8 protein-coding genes are annotated in these 16,732 nt (G+C 47.9%); all 8 read left to right on the plus strand.

All coding sequences use genetic code 11. From position 1 onward, the window contains the following. Positions 1–32 precede the first annotated feature (32 nt). Positions 33–1,574 carry a hypothetical protein gene (locus tag KDK17_RS15245; RefSeq protein WP_257254037.1) on the plus strand — a complete coding sequence of 514 codons (1,542 nt, stop codon included), beginning with the start codon at positions 33–35 and terminating at the stop codon, positions 1,572–1,574. Positions 1,575–1,733: 159 nt separating this feature from the next. Then, positions 1,734–3,860 carry a hypothetical protein gene (locus KDK17_RS15250; protein WP_257288432.1) on the plus strand — a complete coding sequence of 709 codons (2,127 nt, stop codon included), beginning with the start codon at positions 1,734–1,736 and terminating at the stop codon, positions 3,858–3,860. Between the two features lie 144 nt (positions 3,861–4,004). Further along, positions 4,005–5,942 carry a hypothetical protein gene (locus KDK17_RS15255; protein WP_257288433.1) on the plus strand — a complete coding sequence of 646 codons (1,938 nt, stop codon included), beginning with the start codon at positions 4,005–4,007 and terminating at the stop codon, positions 5,940–5,942. 212 nt (positions 5,943–6,154) lie between these two features. Continuing rightward, on the plus strand, positions 6,155–7,645 hold the full coding sequence (locus KDK17_RS15260; RefSeq protein ID WP_257275709.1) for a hypothetical protein: 1,491 nt from the start codon (positions 6,155–6,157) through the stop codon (positions 7,643–7,645). Positions 7,646–7,868: 223 nt separating this feature from the next. Continuing rightward, positions 7,869–10,001: a hypothetical protein gene (locus tag KDK17_RS15265; protein ID WP_257288434.1), complete on the plus strand. Its 2,133-nt coding sequence runs from the start codon at positions 7,869–7,871 to the stop codon at positions 9,999–10,001. Positions 10,002–10,116: 115 nt separating this feature from the next. Next, positions 10,117–12,549 (plus strand): hypothetical protein, encoded by a 2,433-nt coding sequence (locus tag KDK17_RS15270; protein WP_257281751.1) that lies wholly within the window; start codon positions 10,117–10,119, stop codon positions 12,547–12,549. A 145-nt stretch (positions 12,550–12,694) separates the two neighbouring features. Next, positions 12,695–14,404 carry a hypothetical protein gene (locus tag KDK17_RS15275; protein WP_257254562.1) on the plus strand — a complete coding sequence of 570 codons (1,710 nt, stop codon included), beginning with the start codon at positions 12,695–12,697 and terminating at the stop codon, positions 14,402–14,404. 168 nt (positions 14,405–14,572) lie between these two features. Next, complete coding sequence (locus tag KDK17_RS15280) at positions 14,573–16,630, plus strand: hypothetical protein (protein ID WP_257288435.1); 2,058 nt, start codon at positions 14,573–14,575, stop codon at positions 16,628–16,630. Positions 16,631–16,732: the final 102 nt, after the last annotated feature.

The raw sequence follows: 16,732 nt of genomic DNA on the forward strand, positions 1-16,732 counted from the left end.
TTATTAAATCCCCACTCTTTTCGGCACTGTTTTTGCTGCTACTGACGCTGTCTGTCGTCTGTCAGAGTCAACCGTTAACAGGACATTTTGTTATCGAGTTTGAACAGAAAACAAATTCTCCAAATCAGAGCTATTCTGCAAAGCCTGACCGGCAATTATCGGGCAATCAGTCAGGAGTTGTCAGCACAAACGACTGTGCAGAATCAGATTCGATGCCTGATAGCACACGACAGCGATCTCAAGATTACTGCGCAAACACGTCCCTTGCTGAATCGATTTCATGGCAATGGCTTTACACCACTCACCTGCTGGTTGCTTATGAACAGATCCTGACCACCAAAGATGCCCCTTCTGGCTTCATCCATTATTCATGGTTACTTGCAGAAGGAGTTGTCGCTTTGGGTTGGCTTTTAAAAAGCTATTGGAACTCCTATCCACCGCTCTTTAACCCAATTGAACAACAAGAGGCAACGTCTATGCAGACACAGGGAGATCAACTGTGTGCAGCCATCACTATGATGTTGGGCTCTGGACAAAATCAGCAACAATGCCAACCATCAGAATCATCCGATCGTGAAGTCCCGGAAGCCACCAGTCACTTTACAGACGCTTGCATTCGTCTCCTTTATTCTGACTCTGGAGACGACAAAGGATACCCTCAAAAACAGCAGCATACTTTCGGTTTAAATTGTTTTGCCCATCCCTGTCATGGCGTTTGTAGTTTTCGGCAATCATCCGATATCAGAGAGACCTCTGAATGGCCTGAAAATTTCGTAGAAAGTTCGACAGCCCAAATAGGAGTATCAGCCGGACAAAGCTCATGCCCTCATTTAGCCAATGGATACTGCCTTAGTTGCATAGGCCACTTTGATCCTGTATTCGCCACACATTTCCAACACTCAATGAGTGCACAGGCTGCCTATGCAACTGACCCTGCCGGGTCAATAAATCATGGGTTGCCAATGCCCATAAACCGGACTTCCACCACTCATGATTTTGTGGCCATTAATGAGCCTCTTTATCCTCCTGACCCTCTCGAAGAAATCGGAATGTCATCTCACAAAAGCAAATACCACAGCGGACAACAAACCTGTGACGCAACAGTCATCGGGGAGGAAGGCCAGGAGCGATCATGTGGAAAGATCTGCAAGAACAGACAAGCCTTGTCGGTTCACAAAACCAGAGCGCATACCGGTCAGAAAGCCTGTGATGTAGCATTGGTCGGAGAGGATGGCCAGCCACGACTGTGTGGGGTTGTCTGCAAGAATCTTCAAGCCCTGAAAGATCATAAAAGCAAAATCCACAGTGGGCAAAAAACCTGTAGTGCGATAGTGGTCGGGGAGGACGGACAGCCGCGGCCGTGTGGGACGGTCTGCAAAAATATTCAAGTCCTGTCGTATCATAGAAGAAGAGACCACAGCGGGCAACAAACCTGCGCCGTGGTTTTGGTTGGGAGGGATTGCCAGCAGCGGCTATGCGGAAAGATATGCAGGAGTGCTCGAGCCCTGTCGGACCACAAAAGAGTTCATCGAAAACGTAAACCTGTTGGTGTGGACGAAAACCTCACCCCTTGATCTGACAGCCTACCTTTCATGATATTTGCCCGGTGCAACCTTGGTCTTTTAAAACAAGGTCTTTGAAAGAAATTACGCTTGTTTTCTTGATCTATCCTTCTTTTCTGGAACCCGAAACGCAAGGATAGAACGATTAAGCATTCACTCTTTGTGGCGCTGTTGTCGCTACTACTAATGTTTTTTGTCATTTGTCAGGCTCAACCGTTGACAAGGGGTTTTGTTGTCGAGTTTGAACAAAAAGCAGTTTCTCCAACGCTGAGCTTTTCTATAAACCCTGACTGGCATACATTGCCGGGTAATGCGCCAGACATTTACGATAACAATGGCCATAAATTAAGAGTTTCGCTGACTGATGAAAAACGACAAAGACACAATAACGTAGTAAAACACCCCATTTTTGAATCTATTTCGTGGCAATGGCTTTATACTACTCATCTGTTGGTTAGTAACGAACTGATCCTGAGAAACAAAGACGTCTCTCTTAACTCCACCCCTTATACATGGCTAATTTTAGAAGCGGTTGTCGCTATCGGTTGGCTTTTAAGAAACTATTGGCCCCCCGATTCACCACTGTTTTGCCCGATTGAACAACAAGAGGCAACGTCTATGCTGACACAGAGGGATCACCCATTTGCGACCATCGCTATGATGTTCAGCTCCGGACAAGACCAACAAGAAAGCCAACCATCAGAATCATCGGGTCAGCAAGCCTCTCAAGCCACCAGTCACTTTACAGGCTCTTTCATTAGCCTTCTGTTTTCTGACTATGACGACAATAACGGAGGCCCACAACAACACCAGCATACTCTGGGTTTAAATTGTTTCGTCCATCCCTGTAATGGTGCTTGCAGTTTCCGGCAATCATCCGATGGCGAAAAGCCCGCTGAGTCCCGCTGTGAGCAGTCCGACGCACCGATACAGACGACAAAAATAGAAATCGCTCAATTAGGAGCAACGGCAAATACCGGACAAAGCTCATACCCTGACTTGACGAATAAACACTATCTAAGTTGCATAAGCTCTTCTGATCCTGAAAAAGCTACACACTCCTTGGATAATTCGCTTTTTCAAGAATTGCAGGAACTTTCTGACAGTCAATTCTCACTCTATTTCGACCAACTAGTTGAGCCAGAGCCGTATGTTATTAATGGTAATCTGCCCAATAGCTGCAACCATACAGACGGGGTCGCCTCAGACGGGGTCACCTCAGACGGGGTCGCCTTTACGCTCGGGCATTTGCCTGCCATCAATAATGATTTTGGATTCATTAATGAGCCATTCGATCCAAGTAGTATTCTCGAAGAAGCCGGATTTTCCCTTACGCTCAGCCATTCAGCAGCCCGGCAAACAAACACTGAAGTATTCCAACCGGGTCAGGACCAACCCCATCTTTTCCGAACAAGCTCAGTACAAGCCCTGTTAGCTCAGAAAATAAAAGAAAACATCGAACAAAAAACTTGTGACGTGAAAGTATTGGGGAAGGATGGCCAGCTGCAGTCATGCGGGAAAGTCTACAAGGATACCCTATCGCTGTCATCTCACAAAAGCAAATACCACACCGGGCAAAAATCCTGTGACATAACCATAGTCGTGGACGGCCAGCCGCGGCCATGCGGCGCGGTCTTCAAGCATGCTCAATCTCTGTCGTCTCACAAAAGCAGATTCCATAAGTGGCAGATAACCTGTGATATGACCGTGGTTGGGGAGGATGGCCAGCATCGGCCATGCAAAAAGGTCTGCAAGAGTCCTCATGTCCTGTCGGGTCACAAAAGAAAAGACCATAGCGGGCAACAAACCTGTGACGAGACAGTGGTCGGGGAGGATGGTCAGCCGAAGCCATGCAGGACGTCATGCAGGAATGCTAGTGCTCTGTCGACCCACAAAAGCAAATATCACACCGGGAAACAAACCTGTTACGTAAGCGTGGACGGAGAGAATGGTTTACCGCAGCCATGCAAAAAGATCTACAAGAGTACTAAAGCACTTGCGGATCACAAAAGAAAAGACCACAGTGGACTACAAACTTGCGACCTGGCAGTGATCGGGCAGGATGGCCAGCAACGACCATGCGGCACGGTCTGCAAGAATATCGAAGTTCTGTTGTGTCACAAAAGAAAAGAACACACCGGGCAACAAACCTGTAGCATCATTTTGATCGGGAAGGATGGCCAGCTGCGGCAATGCGGAAAGATCTGCAGGAATACTAAAGCCTTCTCGGATCACAAAAGAATACATCGCAAACGTAAACCTGTTGATGTAAACAAGGACGATGACCCCAATCCATGATCTGACACCCGCCCTTTCATGAGGTTTTATCCGTTGCAACTTTGAGCTTTTAACAGAAGTCATTTGACAGAAGGTCTTTGAGAAAAAACTCGCTTACCTTCTTGATCTATCCTTCCTATCTGTAACTTAAAACGCAAGGGTAGAATGATTAAACACTCAATCTTTGCGACAACGCTGTTGCTGATACTGTTTTTGTCTGTCATCTGCCAAGCGGAACCGTTGACAAGACGCTTCATTGTCGAGCTTCAACAAACGACAGATTCTCCAGCAAACCAGAGTTTTTCTGTAAGGCAGTGTGACCTGCGAACATTTTCAGGCATTGCCGACACAAACAGCTATGCAGGATCAGCTTCACTGCCCGACGGCAAACTACGCAGATCCTACGGTTATGGGGTAAAAACAACCCTTATTGAATCGATTTCATGGCAGTTGCTTTACGTCACTCATCTGCTGGTTGATTACAAACTGATCCTTAGCATCAAAGATACCCCTAAAAGAGCCATCCCTCACCCGTCACCACCTGTAGAAGCGATTATCGTTGTTGGTTGGCTTTTAAAAAGCTACTGGAACCAAGATTTACCGTCGTTGAACCCGGTTGAAAAACAAATTGAACAACAAGAGGCAGCACCCAAGCTGACACAGAAGGGTCAACCATTTGCCATCATTACTATGGGACTTGGCTCTGGACAGACACAACAAGGCCAGCCTTCAGAATCATCTGACCAGCAAGCCTCGGGGGCAACCATCCAACTTACAGGAATTTTCACCAGCCCCCGGCATTCTGGCTCGGGCGGCGGTAACGGAGACTCTGAACAACACCCACATACTCTGGGTTTAAATTGTTTCGTAAATAGTTGCAATGGCGTTTGTATATTCCGGCACTCTTTAGATTCTGATCGCCATGCATATGACCAAAACAATGCATCCCTCGAAACGGAGTCAACCGGCCTACAAGAAAAAACAATCTCCCTTACTTTTCCCCACTTCCATTCTCAAGCAGGGACTTCAAACACACAACGAACCTGTCCCGCGACAATGATCAGAGAGGATGGTCGGCGGTGGCCATGCGGGAGAATCTGCAAGAGCGCTCAATCCCTGCGGGATCACAGGAGAAGAGACCACAGCGGGCTACAAACCTGTCTTCTGGCAGTGGTCGGTGAGGATGCTCAGCAGCAGACATGCGGGAGAGTCTGCAAGAGTTCTAAAGCCCTGTCGGATCACAAAAGAAAAGACCACAGCGGGATACAAACCTGTAACCTGACAGTGATCGGGAAGGATGGTCTGTCTCGGCCATGCGGGACAGTCTGCAAGAATGCTCAATCCCTGACGGATCACAAAAGAAGATATCACACTGGACAACAAACCTGTAACCTGACAGTGGTCGGGGTGGATAGCCAGCAGCGGCCATGCGGTAAAGTCTGCATGAGTACTAAAGCGCTGTCGGATCACAAAAGAAAAGACCACAGCGGGAAACAAACCTGTCAGGCGACAGTGATCGGGAAGGATGGTCTGTCTCGGCCATGCGGGACTGTCTGCAAGAATGCTCAATCTTTGTCGTCTCACAAAAGCAGAAATCACAACGGGCAAAAAACCTGCAAAACAAGCGTGGCCGGAGAAGATGATCAGCCGAAGCCGTGCGGAAAGATCCTTGATACCAGAAAAACCATGTGGAATGACAAAAGAAAAAATCACTCCGGACAAAAAACCTGTAAAGTGACCGTGGTTGGGGAGGATGGCCTGCAGCGGCCATGCGGAAAGAACTGCATGAATGCTCAAACTCTGTTGATTCACAAAAGAAAAGAGCACAGCAGGCAACAAACCTGTCACATGATAATGGTTAGGGAGGGTAGCCAGCCTAGTCCATGCGGGGTGGTCTTAAAGAATGCTCATTCTATGTCATCTCACAAATGCAAATATCACACCGGACGGGTGATCTGTGACGTGACAGTGGTCGGGGAGGATGGTCAACAACGACCATGTGGAATGGTCTGCAAGAGTAAAAGAATCCTGACAGACCACAGAAGAACACATCTAAAACGCAAGTTTAATGATCTGGACCAGAACAATGTCCCCAGTCCTTGATCTGCCTCTCGTCCTTTCATGAGGAGAACTATCAGGAGATAAAAGTCGTTTAAATGAATACCCCAAGCCATCCATCTTTCCCCGAATGGCACCTGATCGAGCTGTCCTGGCTTAGCAACGGATACAGCTGCGCCTAAATGGTTGTTTAACAAAAAGCACACCTAATTTCCTGATCTATTCTTCTTCCCAGTAAACCAGAATATAAGGATAGAATGATTAAACACTCACTCTCTAAGGCACCACTGTTGCTGCTATTTTTGCTGCTAGTGTTGCTGAAAATGTTGTTGTCTGTCGCCTGTCAGGCTGAACCTTTGACCAGACATTTTATTCTCGATCTTAAACAGAAAGCAGATACTCCAACACACCGGTTTTTTTTTAGAACGCAGCATGATCAGCATACATTTTCAGATATTGCCAACACAAACGGCTTTACAGAATCAGATTCGCCACCTTATATCAAACCACTCAGACTAAGCGGTATACTGAAACAGGGGGATCATTCCTTTGCAGCCATCACCATGATGCTTGGCTCTGGACATGAACAACCACAACTCGAGTCATCAGAATCATCCGGTCACAAAGGCCCGGATGCCACCACTTGCTCCAAAGGCTTTTTCACTGCTTCCTTTTCTGACTCCGGCGGCGGGAACGGAAATCCTGGGCAACACCCACATACTTTGGATTTAAATTGTTTCATAGATACCTGTCGTGGCGTTTGTCAATTCCGACAATCAGTAGATCCTGATAACTGTGTGTATGATCAGAACAATGCGCTTTTAGAAACTGAGTCACCCTATCTTAAAGAAAAGTGGATATCCTTTTCGTTTACCCGACTGTCACCCACGACAGAGACTCCGGAAACACAACATGTCTGTTATTTGACATTGTTCGATAAAGATGGCAAGCCTAAGCCATGCGGAAAAGTTTGCAAAAATTCCAAAGTCCTGTCGACTCACAAAAGAACAATCCACAGCGGGAAAAAAATCTGTGACGAAACAGTGGTCGGGGAGGATGGTCAGCCGCGAACATGCGAAAAAGTCTGCAAAAATAATCAAGCCCTTTACGATCACAGAAGAAATAAACATACCGGGCAACAATCCTGTGACCTGCCAATGGCTGCGGAGGATGGCCAGCCGCGAACGTGCAAAAAAGTCTGTAAAAATACTCAAGCCCTTTACTATCACAAAAGAAAAAAACATACCGGACAACAATCCTGTGACCTGCCAGTGGTTGGGGAGGATGGCCAGTCCCGGCCATGTGGAAAGGTCTTCGAGAATGCCATCACCCTGTCGAGTCACAGAAGAGAAGGACACAGCGGACCACAAACCTGTGACGTACCCCTGGTTGGAGAGGGTGGCCAGCCCCGGCCATGCCGAGTGGTCTGCAAGAATGCTCATGCTCTGTCGACGCACAAAAGTGCTTACCACACCGGACAAAAAACCTGTGAAGTGATAGTGGACAGAGAAGATGGCCAGCAACAGCCATGCGGGACGATTTGGATAAATGCCCGAGCCCTGACGAAACACAAAAGAAGTGTCCACAGCGAGCAACAAACCTGTAAAGTGACCGTGGTCGGGGAGGATGGCCAGTCGCGACCATGCGGAAAGTTCTGCAAGAATGCTAATGCCATATCGGATCACAAAAAAAGACACCGAAAACGCAAACATGAGGAACTGTACCAGAACAACGACCTCAGTCCTTGATCTGATAAGGCCTTCTCATCAGGAGATCTATCTGAAGACAAAAGTCGTTAAAAAATACTCGAAGCCATCCATCTATCCCGGGATAGCTCTTGATCACGCCGTCCGGGGGCTCACCAACGGATACGTCTGCTTCAATGTTTCTTTAACGGAAGGTCGCTCACATAAAACACAGTTATTTTCTTGATCTATCCTTTCACGCGGTAAACCGGAACGTAAGGATATAATGATTAAACACTCACTCTCTATAGCACCGATGTTGTTGCTGCTACTATTGTTGTCTGTTTCCTGTCAGGCCGAGACTTTGACAAGGTGTTTTATTGTCGAGCTTCAACAGAAGACAGATTCTTCAGCAAAACAGAGCTTTTCTATAAAGCGTGACCAGCATACATATTCAGGTATTGCGGACACAAACGGTTATAGAGGATCAGATTCGCCGCCTGATAACAAACCACCCAGAGCCGCCGGTTTCAGGGTAAAAACGCCCCTTATCGAATTGATTTCGTGGCAATGGCTATACTCCACTTATCTGCTGTTTGGTCACGAACTGATCCACACCATCAACACTCCTCTTCTAAGCTCCAATCCATATCCATGGCTACCACTAGAGATGTTGATCACTGTCGGCTGGCTTTTAAAAAACTATTGGAACCCAAACTCACCGTTGTTTAATCTGATTGAGCAACAAATCGAACAGCACGAAGCATCATATATGCTGACACAGGTTGATCACCCGTTTGCCACCATCACCATGATGCATGGCTCTGGGCACGCCCAACAGCAAGGCCAGCTTTTAGAATCATCCGATCAGCAAGGCCCTCAAGCCAACACCCGGTATATAGACTCATTCACTGGCTCACTGTATTCTGACTCTGGCGGCGGTAACAGAAACCCTGGACAACACCGACATACTTTGAGCTTAAATTGTTTCGTAGATACCTGCGCAGGCGTCTGTCAATTCCGACAATCAGCAGATCACGATGCACATGCCCAATACAATGTACTTTTAAAAACAAAGTCATCCGACCTACAAAAAAAAGGAATTTCCTTTACGTTTACCCAGTTACCCTCCGCAGCAGATTCAGAAAGACAATATATTATTTATAAGACAGTAGTCGACATAAATGATCAGCCGAAACAATTCGGGAAAGTCTACACAATTTCCAAAGCCCTGTCGGGTCACAAAAGAAAAGTCCATAGTGGGCAAAAAACCTGTAACGGGACAGTGCTCGGGGAGGATGGTCAGCGACAGCGATGCGGGAAAGTCTGCGAGAGCTCTAAAACTCTTTCAGCTCATAAAAGAAAAGACCACTCCGGGAAACAAACCTGTAACGAGGTAGTAGTCGGGGATAATGGCCAGCCGCAGTCATGCGGGGTGGTCTCCAAGAATGCTCAGGCTCTGTCGTCTCACAAGAACAAATATCACACTGAAAAAAAAACCTGTGACGTGATAGTGGACAGGGAAGATGGTCAACAACAGCTATGCGGAGAGGTCTGCATGACTGCTTACTTTCTGTCAGCTCACAAAAGCAGAGTCCACAGCAACCAAAAAACCTGTGATGTGATAGTTGAGGGAGAGCACGCACAGCGACGTCCATGTGGGATAGTCTGCAAGAATGCTCAAGCCCTTTCGGATCACAAAAGAATGACCCACAGCGGGCCAAGAGCCTGTAATAAGACCGTGGTAGTGGATGGCCATCAGCGGCCATGCGGGACAATTTCGATAAATAATCAAGCCCTGACGGATCACAAAAGAAGTGCTCACGGCAGTCAACAAACCTGTGACGTGTCCGTGGTCGAGCAGGATAGCCAGCAACGCCCATGCGGAAAGGTTTGTAAGAATGCCAGAGCCCTGTGGAGTCACAAAAGAAATGACCATTCAGGCCAAAAAACCTGTGTTGAAACAATCACTGGGGAGGATGGTCAGCTGAGGCCATGCGGGAAGATTTGCAAGAATATCCAATCTCTATCGACTCACAAAAGCCAGTACCACACTGGGCAAAAAACCTGTGAACTGACTGTGGTCGGGGAGAATGGCCATCAGCGTCAATGTGGAACAATTTGGACAAATGCTCTAGCCGTGTCATGTCACAAAAGAAGAGACCACAGCTGGCAGCAAATCTGTAACAAGCCAGTGGTCGGGGAGACTGGCCATCAACGGCCATGTGGAACGATATGGAAAAATGCCCGAGCCCTGTGGGATCACAAAAGAAGAGTGCACAACGGGCAACAAATCTCTGACAAGGCAGTGGCCGGGATGGACGGTTCGGCCCACAAAAGAACACATCGAAAACGCAAGCTTGTTGATCTTGACCAGGACGATGACCTGAGCCCTCAAAAACGTACAGTGAATCAGTAACGATCTGATCCGGTAAATGACTTCGAAAATTTTTTATCAGGAGGTCTTTAATAGTAAAACACGCTTATTTTCTTGATCTATCCTTCCTCTCTGTACACCATAATGCAAGGATAGAATGATTAAACACTCATTCTCTGCGGCACCACTCTACTTGCTACTACTGTTGTTGTCTGTCGTCTGTCAGGCCAGACCCTGGACAGGGCGTGGTACTGTCGAGCTTGATCAGAAAGCAGACTTTTCATCAAGCCAGTGCCTTTTTATAAAGCGTGACCAGCGCACATTTTCAGGCATTGTCGACACAAACCGTTATGCAGGATCACATTTTACGCCTGATGGCAAACCACTCAGCCCCTTCGGTTACGGGGTAAAAACGATCTTTATTGAATCAATTTCGTGGCAGTTGCTTTACACCACTCATCTGCTGGTTGGTTACGAACTGATCCTGACCACCAGAACCGCTCCTCTGAAGTCCACCTCTGGTTCATGGCTACCTATAGAAGTGTTTGTCGCTGTCGGTTGGCTCTTAAAAAGTTATTGGAACACCTGTTCACCGCTGCTTAACCCGGTTGAACAACAAGAGGTTTCAGCTGCACTGGCTCGCCAGAGTCAACCGTCTAAGGCAGTCACTATAATGCTGGGCTCTGGAGAAAACCAACAGCCGCACCAGCCATCAGAACCATCCAGCCAGCAAGCTCAGGAAACCACCACCCAGCTTACAGACCCTTTCACTCCCCCCCCGGATTCAGATTCCGGCGGCGGTAACGCTGACCCTGAACAACACCAACATACTTTGGGCTTAAATTGTTTCACCCACCCCTGTCATGGCATTTGTCAGTTTCGAACAATATCCGAAAGCAGTGACCTCGCTGAATGGCAGCAGAACTTCGGACAAAGTTCATGCCCTCATTTGGCCGATGGATATTGCTTCAGTTGCATAGGTCGTTTTGATTCTGAAGACTTTACAGATTCCTTGCTTTTCGAAGCACGGGATCAACTCACTATCATTCAACTCCAATGCGATTCTCACCCACAATCTAAGCTACAAGCGCATGCCGTGGATGGCACCTCCACCGATCGCTGCAACTCTATGGAGTCAATGAGTGAAGGGGTCGCCAGCGCTGCCACGCATCCCGCCTGTGTCGTGACAGTGATTGGGGAGGATGGCCAGCAGCGTCCATGCGGAATGGCCTGCAAGGATGCCGGAGCTCTGTCGGACCACAGAGGCAGATACCACACCGTACAACAAACCTGTAACGTGGTCATGATCGGGAAGAATGGTCAGCTGCAACAATGCGGAAGGATCTACAAGAATGCTAAAGCCCTGTCGAGTCACAAAAGCAGAAAGCATAGCGGACAAAAAAGCTGTGACATTGCAGTCGCTTGGGAGAGCGGTCAGCAGCGGCTTTGCGGAAGGATCTTCCGGAATGCTGAAGCTTTGTCGTATCACAAAAGCAGAGATCACATCGGGCAAAAAATTTGTTACTTCATAGTGGTCGGGGAGAATGGTGAACAGCAGCCATGCGGGATAGTCTGCAGTAATTATAAAGCCCTGTTGAAACACAAAAGAAGCATCCACATCAGGCAATCAATCTGTGAAGAGATTGTGATTCAGAAAGATGGCCAGCAGCGACCATGCGGAAAGGTCTTTCAGAGCTCTAAAGCCCTTTCGGATCACAAAAGATCCCACAGCGGGCAACAAACCTGTAACGTGATCGTGGATGGGAAAGATGGCCAGCAGCGGCCATGCGGAAAGGTCTGCAAGAATACCAAAGCTCTGTCAACTCATAAAAGCGGAGAACACACCGGACAAAAAATCTGTGACATAACAGTCATTGCAGAGGATGGTCACAAGCAACTATGCGGGATTGTCTGCCAGAATGCCCGAACCTTCTCGGATCACAAAAGAATGATCCACAGCGGTCAACAAACCTGTAAGGTGACGGTGACCGGTAAGGATGGCCAGCGATGGCCATGTGGAAAGGTCTTGGAGAATGCTAAAACCCTGACGGCTCACAAATTCACATTCCACAGCGGACAAAAAACCTGCGACGAGAACGTGCTTGGGGAAGATGGTCAACAGCGACCGTGCGGGAAAGTTTGCATGAGCTCCAGAAGCCTGTCGGATCACAAAAGAAAAGACCACTCCGGTCAACAAGTCTGTAACGAGACCGTGGTCGGGCGGGGTGGCCGGTCGCGGCCATGCGGAACGATCTGCAAGAATGCCTCAGCTCTGACCAATCACAAAAGTGGATACCACACGGGGCAAAAAACCTGTGCCATGACAGTAGTCGGGAAGGATGGTCAGCAACGACCATGCGGGACGATTTGGAAGAATGCCCGAGCCCTGGGGGATCACAAAAAAGTCACCCACACCCAGGAAAAAGCCTGTAACGAGACCGTGGTCAGGAAGGATGGCGATCAGCAGACATGCGGGATAGCCTGCAAGAATGCCAAAGTCCTGTTGGACCACAAAAGAATACATCGAAAACGCAGGCATCCTGATCTGGACGAGGACTTCAGGACTCAAAAAGTTAAAGTGAATAAGTAACGATCTGGTCTGGTGCATGACTTCAATAGTTTTTTAACAGAAAGCCTTTATCAGAAAAACATGCTTATTTTCTTGATCTATCCTTCCTCTCTGTGAATCAGAATGCAAGGATGGAATTATTAAACACTCACTCTTTGCGGCACTGATGTTATTGTTGCTACTACCGTTGTTGTCTGTCGTCTGTCAGGCCAAACCGTGTACGAAACGCTTTACTATCGAGCTTGAACAGAAGGCAAACTGTCCGACAAACCAGAGCATTTCTATAAAGCAGCGTGGCCCGCATAGATTTTCAGATGCTGTCAACACAATCGGCTTCGCAGGACAACCTTCATCACCTGATCAGAAACCACTCAGACCCGGCGGTTATGGGATAAAAACGATCCTTATTGGATCCATTTTATGGCAATGGCTTTACGCCACTCAACTGCTGGTTGGTTTCGAACTGATCCTGACCATCAAAGGCGCCCCTTTGTATTCCAAGCCTTATTCATGTGTACGTTTAAAAGCGGTTGTCGCCGTCTGTTGGCTTTTAAAAAATGCTTGGAACCAGGGCTCATCAAGGTTTAACCCGATTGAACAAGAAGAGGCAAGATCTCAGCTAACACGAGGGTATCACCCGTTTGCGATCACCACTATAATGCTCGGCTCTGGAGATAACTTGCCACAATACCCGCCATCAGAATCATCCGGCCAGCAACTCCCGGCAGCCAACAACTACTCTGCATGTTATTTCGCTCATCTCCTCTATTCTGACTCTGACGATGGTAACGAAAACCCTCAACAATACTTACACACTTTAGATTTAAATTGTTTCGTCCATCCATGTAGTGGCGTTTGTCAATTTCGGCCATCATTCGATAGTGGTGAGTCCATTGAATGGCCGCCGATTACCGCACAAAGTTCATGTCCCCATTTGACTGATGGATATTGCTTTAGTTGCATAAGTCGTTCTGAGCCTGAAGGCGCTATAGATTCCTCACTTTTCGAAACATTGGATCGACTCCCAGACATTCAACTCCAATGCGATTCTGCCCCACAATTTACGCCACAGCCGCACGGGAAGGTTTACAAGAATATTAATGCCCTGACGGATCACAAAGACAGATACCACAGGAGACAACAAATCTGTAACGTGATCGTGGTCGGGGAGGATGGCCAACAGCATTTGTGCGGGGAGGTCTGCAAGAATAGCAAAGCTCTGGCGGATCACAAAAGCAGATACCACTCCGGACAACAAACCTGTGACGTAATCGTGGTCGGGAAGGATGGCCAACAGCAGCCATGCGGAAAAATCTGCAAGAACATTAAAGCCCTGTCGACTCACAAAAGCGGGGAACACAGCGGGCAAAAAACTTGTGACGTAACAGTCATCGGTGAGGATGGCCAGCAGCGGCCATGCGGGAAGGTCTGCAAGAATGCTCAATCTCTGTCATCTCACAAAAGCAGCTATCACAGCGGGCAAAAAAACTGTGACGTTATGGTGGACGAGGAGGATGGTCAACAACGGCCATGCGGAAAGGTCTGCAAAAATGCTCGCTTTCTGGTGGATCACAAAAGAAGCGTTCACAGCGGGCAAAAAACCTGTGACGAGACTCTGGTTGGGGAAGATGGCCAGCTGCGACCCTGCAGCAGAATCTGCAAGAATGCTCAAGCCCTGTCGTATCACAAATTCAGACAACACCGCCGGCAACAAACCTGTGATATGACCCTGTTCAGCGATGATAGCCAACCGCGACCATGCAGGACGGTCTATAAGAGTGCTGCAGTCCTGTCGGGACACAAAAGAAAACATCAAAAAAACAAACCTGATGATCTGAACCTGAACGATCACCTCAGCCCAAAAAAGGTAAAGTGAATCAATAACGATCTTATCTGATACCCGTCATGTTTTTTCATTGCCAGCTCTGATGTTAAACAGATGGTAGTTAACAGAAAAGCTCGCTTATTTTCTTGATCTATCCTTTCTCTCTGTAAACCAGAATGCAAGGATAGAATTATTAAGCACTCAATCTTTGCGGCAACAGTGTTGCTGCTGAATTTGTTATCTGTGGGATGTCAGGCTAAACCGTCGACAGAGCTTTTCACTGTCAAGTTTGAACAGAAGGCAAAATTTCCATCAAACCAGAGCTTTTCTATAACACAGCGTGACCTGCATCCAATTTCAGGCATTGTCAACACAGACAGCTATGCGGGATCAGTTTCACTACCTGATGACAAACCATTTGGACCTCGCGTTTACGGGATACAATCAACCATTATTGAATCAATTTCGTGGCAGATGCATTGCTCCACTCACCTGCTGGTCGGTTATAAACTAATCCTGACCACCAGAAATGCTCCTCTGAATTCCAACTCTTATTCATGGCTACCTCTGGAAGTGTTTGTCGCTGTCGGTTGGCTCTTAAAAAGTTATTGGAACACCTATTCACCACTGTTTAACCCGGTTGAACAACAAGAGGTTACAGCCGTGCTGACACGCCAGAATCAACCGTTTAAGGCTATCGCTATAATGCTGGGTTCCGGAGAAAACCAACAACCGCATCAGCCATCAGAGCCGTCCACCCGGCAAGCCCGGGAACCCACCACCCAGCATACTGACTCTTTCACTCGCTCGCCGAATTCAGACTATGACGGCGGTGACGGTGACCCTGAACAACACCAACATACTTTGGGCTTAAATTGTTTCATCCACCCCTGTCATGGCATTTGTCAGTTTCGAACAATACCCGATAGCAGTGACCCCGCTGAATGGCGGCAGCACTTCGGACAAAGTTCATGCCTTCATTTGGCCGACGGATATTGCTTTAGTTGCACAGGTCGTTTTGATTCTGAAGACCTTACAGATTTCTCACTCTTCGAAACATTGGATCAACTCACTATTATTCAACTCCAACGCGATTCTCACCCACAATTTAAGCTACATGTGCGTGCCGTGGATGGCACCTCAAGCGGTCGCTGCAACTCAATGGAATCAATGAGTGCAGGGGTTGCTTTTACAACTGACGCTGCCACGCAACCCACCTGTGTCGTGACAGTGATTGGGGAGGATGGCCAACAGCGTCCATGCGGGATGGTCTGCAGGGATGCCAGAGCTCTGTCGGATCACAAAGGCAGATACCACACCGCACAACAAACCTGTAACGTGGTCATGATCGGGAAGAATGTTCAGCTGCGACAATGCGGAAGGGTCTTCAAGAATACTAAAGTCCTGTCGAGTCACAAAAGCAGCAAGCACACCGTGCAAAAAAGCTGTGACGCAACAGTAACTTGGGAGAATGGCCAGCAGCGGCTTTGCGGAAGGATCTTCCGGAATGCTCAAGCTCTGTTGAATCACAAAAGTAGATATCATATTGGGGAAAAAATCTGTGACGTGATAGTGAACCTGAAATATGGTCAGCCACAACTATGCGGGAAGGTCTGCAATAGCAGGCTGGATCTGTCGGAGCACAAAAGAAGAGACCACACCAAACAACAAACCTGTGAAGAGACAGATGTCAGGAAGGACGGCTTGCAGCGGCCATGTGGAAAGGTCTTCAAAAATGCCAGAGCCCTGTCGGAGCACAAAAGATTATTTCACAGCGGGCAAAAAACCTGTGATGTGATAGTGGACGGGGGAGAGGACCAACACCTGACATGCGGAAAAGTCTGCAAGAATATTAAAGCCCTGTCGGCTCACAAAAGAAAGAGGCACAGCGGAAAAAAAACCTGTAACGTAACCTTGGCCGGGGAGGATGGCCAGCCGCGACCCTGCGGAAAAATCTGCAAGAGTGCTCAAGACCTGTCAGATCACAAAAGGAGAGACCATAGCGAACAACAAACCTGTGAAGGGGCAGAGATCAGTAAGGATGGCATAGAACGGCCATGCAGAAAGGTCTTCAAGAATATTAAAGCCCTGTCGGAGCACAAAAGCAGATACCACAGAGGACAACAGACCTGTTATGCAGCAGTGGTCGGAGAGGATGGCATACAGCGGCCATGTGGAAAGGTCTGCAAGAATGCTCAAACGCTGTCGACTCACAAAAGAGAACATCGAAAGCGCAAGCCTGTTGATGTAAACCAGAACGATGCCCTTTGTCCCTAAAAAAGCGACAGCGATTAAGTAACGATCTGGTCCAGTGATCGACTCCGGGCGTAAACGTCTCAGGCGCTTCTTCGCCCGGAGTGGCATGGAGCTTGATGATAT

Source organism: Endozoicomonas sp. SESOKO2, assembly GCF_024606245.1.
In the GTDB taxonomy this organism is placed as follows: Bacteria; Pseudomonadota; Gammaproteobacteria; order Pseudomonadales; family Endozoicomonadaceae; genus Endozoicomonas_A.